The following is a 14,550-nucleotide window of genomic DNA, read 5'->3' as shown; positions in this document are numbered from 1 at the left end:
ATACCAACAAATGACACCGGTGCCATCGCGCCCGGTGCGGGGAGAAGATGAAGATGCGTCCAGTTCACGCCAGATCTGCGATCACCGCGGGCGTTTCCGCCACCGCCCTGCTGCTGGCCCTTGGGTCCGCGACGGTCGCCGCCGCCCAGACGACCCCAGCCCCGACCCCGACTCCCGCAGAGCCCGTCCAGACCGCCCCGGATGACGGCGCCGCCCAGGTCGAGGACGTCGTGGTCACCGGCTTCCGCTCCAGCCTGCAGCGCGCGCTGACCATCAAGAAGAGCGAAGCCGGCGCCGTCGACGTCATCCTGGCCGAAGACATGGCCGACTTCCCCGACCAGAACCTGGCCGAGGCCATCCAGCGCCTGCCCGGCGTGACCATCGACCGCGTCAACGGTCAGGGCACGACCATCTCGGTGCGCGGCCTGGGATCCGACTTCACCCGCACCCGCATCAACGGCCTGGAAGCCCAGGCGGCGACCGGCGGCAACCGGAACCGCAGCTTCGACTTCTCGATGTTCGCCTCGGAGCTCTTCAACAGCATCAAGGTCCGCAAGACCCAGTCGGCCGAGATCGAGGAAGGCTCCCTGGGCGCGACCGTCGATCTGCAAACGGGCCGTCCGCTAGATTTCGCCACCCCGGGCTTCCACTCGGCCCTGTCGGCGCAGGCCTCGTATAATGACCTGTCCGAGAAGACGATCCCGCGCCTTGCCGGCCTGCTGAGCTGGTCCAACCCCGACAGGACCTTCGGCGGCCTGTTCTCGATCGCCTATTCGGAACGCGCGCCCATCCTGGGCAGCTTCAACACCACGCGCTGGCAGTCGGGCGACCCGACCAACGTCAACACCGTCACGGGCTCGCCCTATGGCCGCGGCCAGAATTTCGGCGGCTGCGTTCCCTGCACCACCACCGCCCAACGCGACGCCCTGCTGCGCGCCTTCTATCCGCGCATCCCCCGCTACACCCTCGGCCAGACGTTTGAAGACCGACTGGGTATGACCGGCTCGCTGCAATACCGTCCCAGCGACCGCACCGAGGTCGACCTCGACCTGCTCTACTCGCGTTTCAACTCCGAGACCGAGAGCCCCAACCTCGAGGCCTGGTCGTTCAGCCGCGCCGCCGTGAACAATGTGATCGTGCAGGACTACGCGATCGACACCACGCGCAACGCCCTGTCCTACGGTGTGTTCAACAACATGATCGTGGCGGCCGAGAACGGCTTCACCCGCAACGAGAGCACCTTCGCCCAGGCCTCGCTGAACGCCCGGCACGACTTCACGGATCGTCTGCACGGCAACCTGAAGGTCGGCATCAACCGTTCGGAAGCCCGCACCCCGATCAGCGAGGCCTATCGGTTCGAGGCGACCGGCGTGAACGGCTATACCTTCGACGCCCGCGGCGACAACCGCCAGCCGATGATCAGCTACGGCTTCGACACCACCTCGGGCGCCCGTTTCGCCCTGACCAATGCGACCAAGAGCAACGGCGGCGGGAATTTCGAAAACCGGGTGCTGGCGGCCAACCTCGCCTATGACTGGACCGACCAGATCAGCTTCAAGTTCGGCGGCGAACACCGCACCTACGACTTCGAGACCTTCGGTCTGGCCCGCGCCAAGACGGCGCCCACCGGCGCCGAGGCTGCGGTCGGCGTCGACAAATGGGGCCGCGTGGTCAGCATCGACGGCTATGTCGACGCCCCTGCCGGCTCGACCCTTTCGTTCATCGTGCCCGACATCCGCAAGCTGGCGGAAAGCCTGAGCTTCTACAACGATCCGCTGGTCGCCAACCGCAGCGAGCGCGAAGTCTACGAGACGGACAACGGCCTGTTCCTGCAGTCCGACTTCAACACCATGCTGGGCGACTGGACGGTTCGCGGCAACGTCGGCATCCGCTACGCGAAGACCGAGGTCACCTCCAAGGGCTGGCAGACGGTCACCTCGGGCACCCCGGCGGTGGTCAGCTACAACTACGTCACCGCCGAGAACGAGTACGACGACGTCCTGCCGTCGTTCAACCTGGTGTTCGAACCGCGCGACAACGTCGTTCTGCGCCTCGGCGCGGCCAAGGTGATGTCGCGTCCGACCTTGGGCGACCTGACCCCGGGCGGCAGCGTGTCTCCGACCACTCGCACCGTCTCCTACGGCAACCCGCTTCTGAACCCATTCCGCGCCACCAACTACGACGCTTCGGTGGAGTGGTACTTCGGAAACGAGGCCCTGCTGGCCGTCGCCGTCTTCCACAAGGACATCGACAGCTTCATCACCTCGGAAACCGTCTCGGCGCCCTACAACACCCTGGGACTGCCGCTGGAGCTTCTGCAGGGCGCGGCCCAGCCGACGGACCTCTTCCTGGTGACCCGTCGCCTGAACGGCGAGGGCGGCAAGCTGGACGGCATCGAGATCCAGTACCAGCAGCCCTTCACCTTCCTGCCCGGCTTCTGGTCGAACTTCGGCTTCACCGGCAATGTGACCTGGGTGGATTCCGACGTCAGCTACGGCGCCACCGCCGGCCGGAACCGTCTGACGGGTCAGTCGAAGAATACGGCCAACGCCACCCTGTACTACGAGACCAGCCGCTTCCAGGCCCGGGTGTCTGCGGCCTATCGCAGCCAGTACCTGGTGTCCTTCCCGGGCTCCAACGGCAACTCGGAAGAGGGCGTGAACGACGCCGTGAACATCGACGCCTCGATGTCCTACGACATCACCGACAGCATGACCGTGTCGCTGGAAGGTATCAACCTGACAGACGCCTACACCGACCGTTACGTCGACATCACCGATCGCGTCTCCGACTACCGTCACACCGGTCGTGAGATCGCCGTGGGATTGCGCTGGAAATACTGAGTCTTCCTCCCAAGGATCAGCGCATCACTAAGGCCCGGAGCGTTTCGCTCCGGGCCATTTTTGTGTTTGCGACGGCGGTGGAGACTAGGCGATCCGCCCGTGCAGGCCGGTGATGTTGGTCGAGTCCGTCACCTTCGGCGCCTTGCCGTCCAGGCTGTCGATCTTGCAGTCGACGAAGCGCCAGTCCTTCGCATTGGCGATCGTTCCCGCGTCCTGGGCGTCCCAGTCCAGGCGCTCGAAGGTGAAGTCCTCCAGCGGCGCCTCGAGATAGGCCGCGGCCTCGAAGCCGATCTTGCCGCCGACCGCGACGACGTCCGAGACACGGACGTTGTGGATGCGCGGAATGCCCTGCGCGCGCGGCACGGGGGTGGCCAGGGCGGTCCAGTAGTCGGGGACGTCGGTCGTTCCGGCCGGGATCCGGGCGTAGCTGTATTCCGGATACCAGTTCAGGTTTACCCGGAAGAGGGTGCGGACATCCTGCATATGGATGTCGCGCATACGGATGTTGCTGATCACGCCGCCGCGGGTGTGACCCGACTTGAAGAAGACGCCCAGCGGCACCGGATATTCGATCCGCAGGCCCGTCACCTCGATATTGTCGAAGCCGCCGGAGGTCTCGCTGCCGAAGGTCATGCCGGCCAGGGCGTCGCGCACGACGCAGTCCTTGACCACCACGTTGCGGCACGGCCGGGCCACGCGCAGTCCGTCCCAGTCGCGACCGGCCTTGATGCACAGGGCGTCGTCATTGACCGAGATATCGCAACGCTCGACCCGGACGCCGTCCGAGGAGTCGATGTCAATGCCGTCGGTCGACGGCCCCCTGCCCCCGATATTGTTGCGGATGACCAGATCCGACACCAGGACCTGACGCGAATAGCAGATGTGGACGGTCCAGAAGCCGGACCGCGTCAGTTCCAGGCCCGAGACCTCGACCTCGTCGGACTCATAGACATGGACCAGTCGGGGGCGGCGACAGTCGTAGTCCGCCGCCCAGCGCAGGTCGCGCGGATCATAGTCGCGGCGCATGGCCCAGTAGCTGTCCCAGAACACCTTGCCGTCGCCGTCGATGACGCCCTCGCCCGTGATCTTCGCGCCTCTCTGGCGATAGACGTTCACCAGGGCGGCGGGCCAGGTCATCTCGACACCGGCGACGCGGGTGCGGATCTCGGGATAGTCGGCCAGGGACTGCGATCCGCGCAGGGTCGCGCCCTTGCCGACCTCGAACGTCACGCCGGATTTCACGAACAGCGATCCGCTCAGATAGACCCCGGGCCGCAGCCGCACCACGCCGCCGCCCGCCGCCTCCGCGGCATCGATGGCCGACTGGATCGCCCGGGTCTCGATGACGCGGCCATCGCCGACCGCGCCATAGTCGGCGGCGTCGAAAAGACGGCCTGCGGTCTGGGCAAGGGCGCGGGGCGCGACGGCGCCGGCGACGCCGACGAGGCCGAGCTGGATCAGGGTGCGACGGTGCATGCGGACGTCCTTCAGGCGGAAACGGTAAGGGTGTGGCGGCCGGGAACGGCCTCGACGACAGCGGTCCGGTCGTCACGATGGATCAGGCGGACGGGGCCGGCCTCGCCAAGAGGCCGACGCCCGCTGCGGACGCTCGCGCCCGGGGCCGCCGGCAGATGGATCGCGGCGAGGGCGTTGGCCGGAACCTCGGCCTCCAGCGTCAGCGCCCCTGAAGCGTCGCGGCGCCAGTCGATACGGATGCGGCCCCGCGCGGATTCACAGGTCGCGCCCGCCGAGGCGATGCGGGGATCGCGGATCGGCCGCATCTCGATCCGCTCGAAGCCCGGCGCGGTCTCGGCGATCCCGGCGACGCGGCGATACAGGAAGCCCGTGATGGCCCCCAGCGCATAGTGGTTCAGAGACCCGGTCACCACGCCGTCCACCGAGCCGGTCCATCGCTCCCAGATCGTCGTCGCGCCCTGGTCGATCATATAGCCCCAGGACGGGTTGCGGCGCTGCAGCAGCAGGCTGACGGCCATGTCCTCATGCCCGTGGTCCGCCAGGGCGTCGAGGATATAGGGGGTACCGATGAAGCCGGTCGACAGGGTGTCGCCCCGCCGGGCGATGTCGGCCCGCAGCCGCGCCGCCGAGCGCACAGTCTGGTCCTCGGGCGTCAGGCCGAAGCGCAGGCCCAAGATGTGGCTGGTCTGGCTGTCGTTGCCGATCAGGCCGTCGGCGCTGACGAAGGCTGCGCGCCAGGCCCGGACGATGGCGTCGCGCCGGGCCTCCAGCATCGCCGCCTCGTTCGGCCTCCCCGTCGCCCGCGCCATCTCGGCCAGCATGCCGGTCGACCGCGCCCAGAAGGCGGTGGAGATCAGCTCTTTCGGCGTGGTCACGTCCTCGCGGCTTTTCGCATCCACGGACAGCCAGTCGCCGTAATCGAGCCCCCGCACATGGGTCCAGACATGATCGGGATTGAGCGCCAACAGCCGGTCGTTCCAGCGCCGCATCGCCGACCAGTTGTCCTCGACCACGCCAGTCGTGCCGTACCGGCGCCAGACCGTGTGCGGCAGGACCACCGAGGCATCGCTCCAGCCCGGCGTGTTCTGGCCGATGGCACAGTAGGGCGCGACGTCGGGCATCTCGCCGGTCGCGGCCTGCCCGGCCCGGATGTCGTCGAGATAGCGCCGGCTGAAGGCGTCGACGTCCATGTTGAAGGCCGCCGCGTCCCAGAAGATCTGGGCGTCGCCGGTCCAGCCCATCCGCTCGTCCCGCTGCGGGCAGTCGGTGGGAACGCCTGTAAAATTCGAGCGCTGGCTCCACAGGGTGTTGCGCCAGATCTGCTCGACCAGCGGATCGCCGCAACGGAAGGCCCCGGTCAGGGCCGCGTCCGAATGGATGACCACGGCCTCGATCGCGTCGGTGGCCGGCTCGCCGGGCCAGCCGGTCACCTCGACATAGCGGAAGCCGTGATAGGTGAAGGCCGGCTCGAACACCTCCTCCCCCACACCGGCCAGGACGAAGGCGTCGGTCTGCAGCGCGCGACGGTTCGAGGTGAGGTTGAGCTCGCCCTCCGGCGTCAGGGCCTCGGCGAAGCGCAGGCGGATCGTCGTGCCTGCGGGACCGCTGACCTTGAGCCGGCACCAGCCCGTGAAATTCTGGCCGAAGTCGAGGATGCGGCCACCGGATCGCGGCCGGGTCACGGCGCGTGCGTGCAGCCTCTGCGTCGCCCGGATGAAGGGACCCGGCTGGGCGTCCAGCCTCAGCTCCGGCGCCTCGCCCGGGACGGCTGACGTCCAGCCCGCGTCGTCAAAGCCCGGCCGGTCCCAACCGATCGGAGCGAGCCGCGCGTCATGGGTCTCGCCGTCATAGATTTCCGACGCCGTGATCGCCGACGGGCCCAGCCGCCACTCCGACCCGGTCGCGATCCGCGTCGAGGAGCCGTCCGGATGATCGACGACCAGAAGGGCCCGGAACCGGCGCGGCGGCGGTCCGAAGGCGTAACGCATGTCCAGGAAGCTGAACGGGCTGGCGAAGAAGCCGTCCGCGACCACGGCGCCCAGCACGTTCTCGCCCTGCACGATCCCGCCGGTGACGTCATGGACCTGATAGAGGGCGCGGGTGCGGAAGTCCGTGGTCTCGGGAGACAACAGGGCGTCGCTGACCTTCGCTCCGTTCAACCGCGCCTCATAGCCGCCCAGCGCCGTCGCATAGAGCCGGGCCCGCGCCACCGGCCTGTCGACAGAGAAGGCCCGTCTCAGACTGACCGCGCCCTGCGGCGGCAGCGGCCAGGCGCCCGGATCGGTCGTCGCACGCACCGCCTCGGGCCAGGACGCGTCGTTGAAGCGGGGTGCGATCCAGCCCCGGTCCTCGCCCGGCAGGGCTGTGCGCCATTGGCCCGCGCCCGTGCGCCGCTCGACGCCATCTTGCGTCGTAAGCCGCAGAACCGTGGCCAGGGCGCCGCCGATCACCGGCCGCGCCTCGTCCGTGCGCAGTCCGATCTCCACCGCCAGAACATGGGGGCCGGCCGACAGGGCGCCGAGGTCGAACATCGGTCCCTGCCCCCAAGCCGTGCGCTGGCCGTCCAGAATCAGCGACCGGCCATCCAGCCAGAGGCCGCGCAAGGAATCCTTGGCCGCCACCATGACGGTCGCCGTCGCGCCTTCCGGGACTTCGAACCGCCAGCGGAACGCACGCGGCCCGGGCTCGATCGCCGTCTCTCCCCACAGCCAGTCGAGCCCCGCCAGACGCTCGGCCCGGAACTCAGGCGTTTCCGACTCGATCCAGTCGGCGCTCCAGTCGGCCTCCGCCAGAAGTCCCGTCTCGAACCAGGTCGGCGTCGCGAAGGCGGACCAGCGGCCCTGCGCATCCGCGACCTGAACGGTCCACCAGACCCGCTGGGCCGAAGACAGGGTGGGCCCGCCCCAGTCGGCCGTGCGGCCGGCGCTTTCGATGACGCCGCTGTCCCAGAGCAGCGGGCCGGAAGCGAGCGCGGCCTCGGACGCGGCGGCCCGGATGCGGCAGGCGGTCTGTCGCGCCGCCGCGCCCTCGCCCGTCATCGTCCATGACAGTTCCACCGCCCGATCCAGCCCAAGCGGACGGATCAGGCCGTTGGCGCAGAGACCTCGCACGGAAACACGCGCGTCCGCCGCCACGGCCTCGCCGAACGGGGTAGCGGCGCCCGCAACGACGGCGGCGCCCAGGACCTGTCGGCGATCAACCCGCAAAAAGCGTTTCCCACATTGTATTATTTTGTTTCAAAATACCGGACAGTGCCAATCAGGCAAGCCGGAACGCATCCGCCGCAGTCTTGCGTCGCAAATCGCGCCCCACACCCTTCCCCGGCCCGAATATCCATTTTATGATATTCGCGTACATATAATGGAAATCGTGGAACGGTTCGCCGTCACTGCGAAAGAGGAACACCGGATGGCCAGACCCGCTCTTCAAGCCCTGACGCTCGCCGCCCTTCTGGCGACCACGGCCCTCGTCTCGCCGGCGCTCGCCCAGACGGCTCCGCTGGCGCCGGTCGCGGGCGTCGAGACGGCCTGGCTGACGCCGTCGCCCCGTCCCGACCTGAATTTCAGCCCTGACACCCTGCCCTCGCGCGCCCAGGTCATGCCCGCCCTGGACTATGTCGCGACGTCCCAGATCGCCGACCTGAGCCGGCATCGGATCGCCCTGTCGACCGGCAGCAACCTGAGCGAAATCTCGTCCAACTGGGTGGCGGCGACCTTCTATGTCGGCGCCACGCGACTGGCCCGGGTGTCCGAACGGCCCGAGATCCTGCGCTTCCTGACGGCGACGGCGGAACACTACAACTACAGCCTTCGCGGCGCCCGGTCGGCGAAGACAATGCTGAACGCCGACGATGTCGCCATCGGCGACCTCTATGAGGAGCTGTACGCCCGGCGCGGCCAGCAGGGCGTGCTGATGCCCCTGCAGCAGCGGCTGGACTTCATGGTCCCACATCTGGCGCGCAGCACCGAGACCCCCGCCCTGGTCTGGTGGTGGACGGACGCCCTCTATATGGCCCCGCCGGTGCTCGCCCGGATGTCGACCATCACCGGCGACCCGAAATACCTGCGCGCCATGGACGCCGAATGGCGTCGCACCGCCGGCCGCCTGTGGAATCCCGAAGAACGGCTGTTCCTGCGCGATGAACGGTTCAAGGATCGCCCGTCGGGCAATGGCGAGCTGATCTACTGGAGCCGCGCCAACGGCTGGGCCATCGGCGGTCTGACGCGGGTGCTGGAAGACATGCCCGCCGACTTCGCCGGCCGCGCCTTCTATGTCGACATCTTCCAGAAGCTGGCCGGCCGGATCATGGAGCTGCAGCAGGCGGACGGCCTGTGGCGCTCGAGCCTGCTCGATCCGCAGGCCTATCCGGAAGCGGAGACCTCGGGCTCGGCCTTCTTCGTCTATGCCCTGGCCTGGGGGATCAACCACGGCCTGCTGGATCGCGAGACCGCCCTGCCCCACGTCACCCGCGGCTGGGCGGCGCTGAACCGTCACGTCACCGCGGACGGCCTCATCGGCGCGGCCCAGAAGACCGGCGACCAGCCCGTCCCCACGGCCGAGAGCGATGTCGGTCTCTACGCCACCGGAGCCTATCTGCTGGCCGGGATCGAGGTCATGGATCTGAATGGGCAGGTCCAGAGCCTGCCCGAGGCGCCGCCGGCCCGCGACAGCGACACCGTGATCGCCGCGACGACCCCGACGCCGCCCGCCCCCGTCACCGTCGTCGGCGAGGCCGAACAGCAGCGTCGCGCCGCCGAGATGACCGCGACCCAGGCGCTCGCCTACGACCCCGCGACCCTCAATCGGCCCTCGACCATCGAGCCGCTGACGCCCCCGACGACCGAGGAGCAGCGTCCGCGCGCCGTCGCCCGCTTCGCCCCCGACCGCTTCGACGACCTGCTGTGGGAGAACGACCGGGTCGCGCACCGCATCTACGGCCCCGCGCTGGAGGCCCGCGAGGCGCCGTCCGGGTCGGGCATCGATGTCTGGGCCAAGCGGGTCCGCTGGCCCTTCATGGACCGTCAGCTGCGCTTCCCCAACTATCACACCGACCGGGGCGAAGGCCTCGACTACTACGATGTCGGACGCGGGCGCGGCGCCGGCGGCCTGGGTGTCTGGTACGACAACAAGCTCTGGACCTCGCGCAATTTCCAGACCTACAAAATCCTCGAGACGGGCGGCGACGAGGCGAAATTCGAGGTCAGCTATGCGCCCTGGCCGGTCGATGTGGGCCGGCAGGTCTCGGAAACCCGCACCTTTGACCTGCCGCTCGGCTCGAACTTCACCCGCATGGTCTCGACGCTCCAGTCGGACCAGTCCACGCCCCTGACCGTCGCCATCGGCATCTCCAAGCGCCAGAACGACGCCGGGCGCGGCTTCGTGACCAAGGACGCCGCCAACGGCCGCCTGATGTTCTGGGAGCCGAACGACCCGGCCCACGGCAGCCTCGGCATCGCCATCCTTGTGGACCCGGCCATGGTCGAGGGCTTCACCGAGGATGCGGACAACTATCTGATCCTGTTGCGCGTCACGCCGGGCCGGCCGTTCGTCTACTATATGGGCTCGGCCTGGGACCACGGGCTCGACTTCTCGTCCCGCGAGGCGTGGGAGACCTTCGCCGCCCAACAGACGCCGGACTTTGATCCCACGCACTGAAGGGACCGCGCCGCCGTCCGACTGATCGCCGGACGACGCGCCTCGTTCGCTCAGACGGCGGACGCCGGTGTCGGCATCGACACGGCCTCGCTGCCGATCACCAGACCCTGGCCCTGGTCCAGCTCGGCCCGACGTACGGGTCCGGCCGCGTCGAAGGTCAGGGCGTTGGTCCCGCTGCCGCTCTTGTATGCGCCGAAGACTCCGCCGCCGAAGGCCAGACGCGGCGCACCCTTGACGGTCACCAGCCGGTCGAAGGTCACGACCAACCCTTGCGGCCCGACCTGCATGCCGGTGACCACCGGCCCGTCGGTCCGCTCGGGATCCCAGGTCCCGGCGAAGGTCCACTTCGCCGTCATGTCGGCGGGCGTCGGCGCGCCTTTGGCCGTGGCCAGGTTGTCGGCCAGCCATCCATAGTCGCCGCCCTTGCGGTGGCTGTTGTGGAAATAGTGCCGCTCGGGCCAGCGCCCCTCCTCCTGCGCCGCGCGATTGCGGGCCAGGTCGTCGGCGGTGGGCGTCCCGCCGTTCAGCGGATAGACGACCAGATAGGGCGCCTGATCGCGCATCCGCTCCGAGAAACTGCAGTCGATGAAGTAGAACTGGGCGTCGCGGTGATGCCGGGCCAGATAGAACTGCGGCGGGCCGTCGACGGCGCAGCCCCTGATGACGAACTTCTTGTCCTCGACCCGCATCCCTTCATGCCAGAAGGCGGCGGTGGTGTTCGGATTGACCTGGGTGATCTCCGAGTTCGACAGGAAGCACCAGCCGCGCGGGCAGATGAAGTCGACCGAGCCCATCACCCTGAGGCCCGTGTGATAGTACCGCCCGCCATCGGCGGTCAGGGGCGTCGCGCCCGGCCCCTCGGACAGGCCCGCCTCGTCATTGCCCTTGATCCCGCGCCACAGCGACAGGGTATCGGCGCCCAGGCTCAGGATGTCGGCGTTCTGGATGATGGTCCGGTCGGCGCGGCCGAAGATGGTGAAGGCGTGCGGGCCGATCGCCGTGACCGTGTTGTGGACCGTCATGGTCTCGAGAACGAAGTCGTGGGCGGTCGCGCTGATGTTGAGGACGCCCTGACCGAGCGCGTCGCGCGGCAGGTCGGCGGGGCGGTTCGACTGCAGCCGCGTGCCCATCCGGCTGGTCCCGCGCAGGGTCACATAGGCGGCGTCGACACGGACGACCTCGTCATAGACCCCGTTGCGGATCAGGACGATCTTGCGTTCGCGATTGTCCCTGGGGATCGACTGCACCGCCTCATGGATCGAGGTGAACTGCCCCGTGCCGTCGGCGGCGACGATGATGTCGGGCTCGGCCTCCCAGGTCGGGACGCTCGCCCGCGCCGCCTGGGCGAAGGCGGGAGCCGCGGCGCTCGCCATGAGACCGGCCAGGGCCGAACGGCGGCTGAGGGTGAAGGCGGAAAGGCTCACGGTCGGTCTCCGGTCACGCGTGTGAAGTGTCTTGCGCCAGCCAGCCGACGGCGTTGGCCAGCCAGCGGGTCTGCAGCGGCCCGGCCATGTCCGGAAGGCGGTGCACCAGCACCCGCATCGCGTCCTTGCGCGCGATGAAGCTGGCGGCGCCGTTCTGGCGGTCGTGGTCGCGGCTGTAGGCAGCGATGACCTCCAGACCCTGCCCTTCGATCAGCAGACCGTTCGAGGGTTGGCCCTCGACCTGATGCAGGACGCTCATGCCGCAATCGACCGGAATGCCCTCAAAGGTCCGGTGGGCGCGGACATAGTTCCAGTTGCCCATCCAGGGCGCGCGCAGCCCGCCGACCTGCCCCGCATAGTCAAACAGGCCCAGACCCGAGAGCTGCTTCGCTACCCCGTCGGCCAGACCGTCTTCCTGCACCATGGCCAGAAGCGGCGTGCCCGCACGGACGGCGGCCAGCACTTCTTCGGGCAGCTCGCCCAATACCACCGGCGGCGTCTGGCCGGGGGTCGGCTGGGCCTCCAGACCCGTCTCCTCGCCCACCTGCCGCCGCGCGATTTCCTCGGCCTTCAGGCCCGAGGCGATGATGCCGTCATAGCGGCCGGCCGCGACCATATCCTCCAGCGTCACGCCCGGCAGGGCCTCAAGCTTCGTCCGCAGACTGCGTGGGATGCCCAAGACCCCGATCCGCAACGGCCGCCTCGCCGCCGCCGCCCCCGTCGCCCACAGCTCCCGCTCCGAGGTCACCCCCCCGACCGTGACGCGCAGGCGGTGCAGTCCCTCCTCGGCGAAGGCCGGCGACCGCACGCTCTCGGCGACCAGATAGCTGAACTGGTCAGGCGTCTGTTCCGGGGCGGGATGCCGGGCGAAGACGGTCTCCGCGCCCGACGGCGCCGTCAGGCTCATGACGATCTCGCCGGTCGCCGGCGTCGCCGCATCGTTGAACAGCCACAGGTCCAGCTCGGCCTTATCCCCGATCGCATAGGCCAGGGCCCTCGGCTTGGCGACGGCCATCACCGGCCTCAGCGCCTGCCCCAGCAGCTCCGGATCGGCCTTGAAGTAGCGCAGGTTGTCGACGATGCCCGAATGGTTCTCGATCGCCGTGCTTTCCCAGCCGGAGACGCAGGCCACGTCCACCGTCTCGCCCAGACGGATGTTCTCCAGATAGTTCCGCCAGCTCTCATAAGCCTTGCGCCCGACCGACAGGAACAGGGCCTCGGTCGTCGGGAAGGCGCCGCGGAAGCCCCAGCGATCCAGATACGTACTGGTCGCCGCGACCACGACCTTGTGGTCCTCCAGATCATAGCTCTTGCCGCCGTGGGCCAGGATGTCGGCGACCATCTTCACATGGTTGTCGGCGACCGCGCAGCCCTGCATCTCGCCGAACTCGACGATGAAGGGCTTGCCCTTCTGCATGTGCACATAGTCGTCTTTGGATTTGTAGAAGCGGTCGTACCACTGGTCGCCGGCGGCTTGGTGCTCGACCCACCAGCCGCCCCATTCCTCAACGTCGGAGCGGAAGTAGTGGTCGTTGTACGGCAGGTACATGGCCTGGGCCGCGCCGCGTTTCACGAAGCCGTCGTTCAGGACCACCGCCCGGCTCGGGTCCTCGTCATGGATGGCCTTGAGCACGAACTGGACGTCGGGATTAGCCAGGTTGGCGCCGATCTCGTTCTGCAGGGTGTACTGGACCAGCGAGGGATGGGAGCGGAAGGCGCGGGCCATGGCGCGGCATTTCTCGACCATGAAGTCGCGGCTGAAGGCGTCGGCGGGCGACAGGCTCTCGCCGGGCTTCAGGTCGGCTCCGACCGCGTGACGGCCCCCGCCGGGCTCCATCACCCGCATCAGCCCCATCTCGTCCATGGCCGCGAAGACCTCGGCCTTGCCGACATTGCGGTGGAAGTGGAGCGTATTCAGCCCCAGGGTCTTGGCCGCCGTCACCTCGCGCCGCGCCAGCTCCCGCGTCGGCCACAGACCGTTGTAGCCCCAATAGCCCCAGGAGATCGCCGAATAGAGCCGGGTCCGGCGGCCGTTCAGGCGCAGCAGGGCGTCGGTCCCGACACCCTCGACCCCGAACCAGCGGAAGCCGAAGCGCGCCTCGCGCGTATCGACCGCGTCCGCCGTCTCCGCCCAGCGGAAGCGCAGCCGATAGAGGTTCGGCGTCTCCAGATCCCACAGCTTCGCGTCCGGCGCGGTTACGGTGAAGCGGACGCGCAGGCGGCGGTCGCCGATAGCTTCCAGCGCCTCCAGCCGAACCTCGGCGACCACGCGTTGGCCAGTCTTGTCATCGATCAGTTCGACGCCCGCCTTCGTCCTCAGCCCCGCAATGGTGGCGGCCACGATCGGCGCCTCCGTCACGATGTCCATAAAGCCGGTCACCGTCCGGGGGGCGGGCATATTGAGCACCCAGGCGTCGTCGATGCGGGCGCTCAGCGGATGTACGCTCAGCGTCATCCCCCGATCGAGCCCGCTGAAGCCGTGGGAGGCGAACAGCTTCGCCTTGCCCCACATCATGGTGGTCGAGTCGCGCCAGTCGAACCGGCCGCCGGGGCTGGTGATGCGGATCGCCAGTCGGTTCGCCTGCCCCGGCCGCATGGCCTCCGTCAGGTCGCAGCTGAACGGCAGCTCCGACATGATCGAATAGCCGACCAGTTTTTCATTGAGGAAGACCTCGGCCCGCAGGCGCGCGCCGCGCAGGTTGAGCAGCACCCGCCTCCCCGCCGCCTCGGCCGGAATGTCGACGGCCTTCGACCACCAGGACACGCCCTTGTACGCCCCGTACTGCGGGACATTGTCGGTCTCGGCATAGCGGTATTCATCGGGGCCGTAGGGCCGCGTGCCGAACCGGCCCCACAGATGTTCCTCGACCGTGGTCGGCAGGCTGACCGTCAGGCCGTCGGAAGACCTCAGCGCGTCCCAGCCGCCGGTCGGCGGACTGACCGGCAGGGTCGCCAGATCGAAGGTTCCCGGCAGATGGATGTCGTCGTCCTTCCACGCCGCGGCCTCATCGACCCACAGGCTCCAGCCCTCGTCCGGGATGGCGAGCGGAAGGGCGTCTGCGGCGAAGGCCAGCTCGGGCGCCGCTCCGGCGGCGACCCCGGCTCCGGCCGCGGTGAGGAAGGCGCGTCTGTCGAGCTGCATTGTGATGTTC

General features: G+C 68.6%; 6 protein-coding genes. 2 read left to right on the top strand and 4 right to left on the bottom strand.

Going from position 1 to position 14,550, the window contains the following annotated elements; genetic code table 11:
* The first annotated feature begins 53 nt into the window (after nt 1-53).
* The gene (locus tag AC1ROD_RS05795) at nt 54-2,843 is read left to right on the top strand and encodes a TonB-dependent receptor (protein ID WP_492947298.1); all 2,790 of its coding nucleotides are present in this window, start codon (nt 54-56) and stop codon (nt 2,841-2,843) included.
* An 84-nt stretch (nt 2,844-2,927) separates the two neighbouring features.
* Here AC1ROD_RS05795 and AC1ROD_RS05790 read toward each other — a convergent pair whose 3' ends face one another.
* Together AC1ROD_RS05790 and AC1ROD_RS05785 are read right to left on the bottom strand one after the other, a co-directional pair.
* Nucleotides 2,928-4,319 (bottom strand): glycoside hydrolase family 28 protein, encoded by a 1,392-nt coding sequence (locus AC1ROD_RS05790; protein ID WP_492947297.1) that lies wholly within the window; start codon nt 4,317-4,319, stop codon nt 2,928-2,930.
* An 11-nt stretch (nt 4,320-4,330) separates the two neighbouring features.
* Nucleotides 4,331-7,525 (bottom strand): alpha-L-rhamnosidase, encoded by a 3,195-nt coding sequence (locus AC1ROD_RS05785; RefSeq protein ID WP_492947296.1) that lies wholly within the window; start codon nt 7,523-7,525, stop codon nt 4,331-4,333.
* A 202-nt stretch (nt 7,526-7,727) separates the two neighbouring features.
* Between AC1ROD_RS05785 and AC1ROD_RS05780 the strand changes: the two genes are divergently transcribed.
* A complete protein-coding gene (locus tag AC1ROD_RS05780) occupies nt 7,728-9,974 on the top strand; it encodes a glycoside hydrolase family 88 protein (RefSeq protein WP_492947295.1) in 2,247 nt (748 codons plus the stop codon).
* Between the two features lie 50 nt (nt 9,975-10,024).
* Here the strand turns inward: AC1ROD_RS05780 and AC1ROD_RS05775 are convergent, their stop codons facing one another.
* Together AC1ROD_RS05775 and AC1ROD_RS05770 are read right to left on the bottom strand one after the other, a co-directional pair.
* A complete protein-coding gene (locus tag AC1ROD_RS05775; protein WP_492947294.1) occupies nt 10,025-11,398 on the bottom strand; it encodes a pectinesterase family protein in 1,374 nt (457 codons plus the stop codon).
* A 13-nt stretch (nt 11,399-11,411) separates the two neighbouring features.
* Entirely contained in the window at nt 11,412-14,540 is a 3,129-nt protein-coding gene (locus AC1ROD_RS05770) for a sugar-binding domain-containing protein (protein ID WP_492947293.1), read from the bottom strand.
* Between the last annotated feature and the right edge of the window lie 10 nt (nt 14,541-14,550).

The sequence above is a fragment of the Brevundimonas sp. GW821-FHT12E07 genome (genome assembly GCF_058807035.1).
Note: the sequence above shows the minus strand (reverse complement) of the source record. Positions and strands in the feature narration are given on the sequence as shown.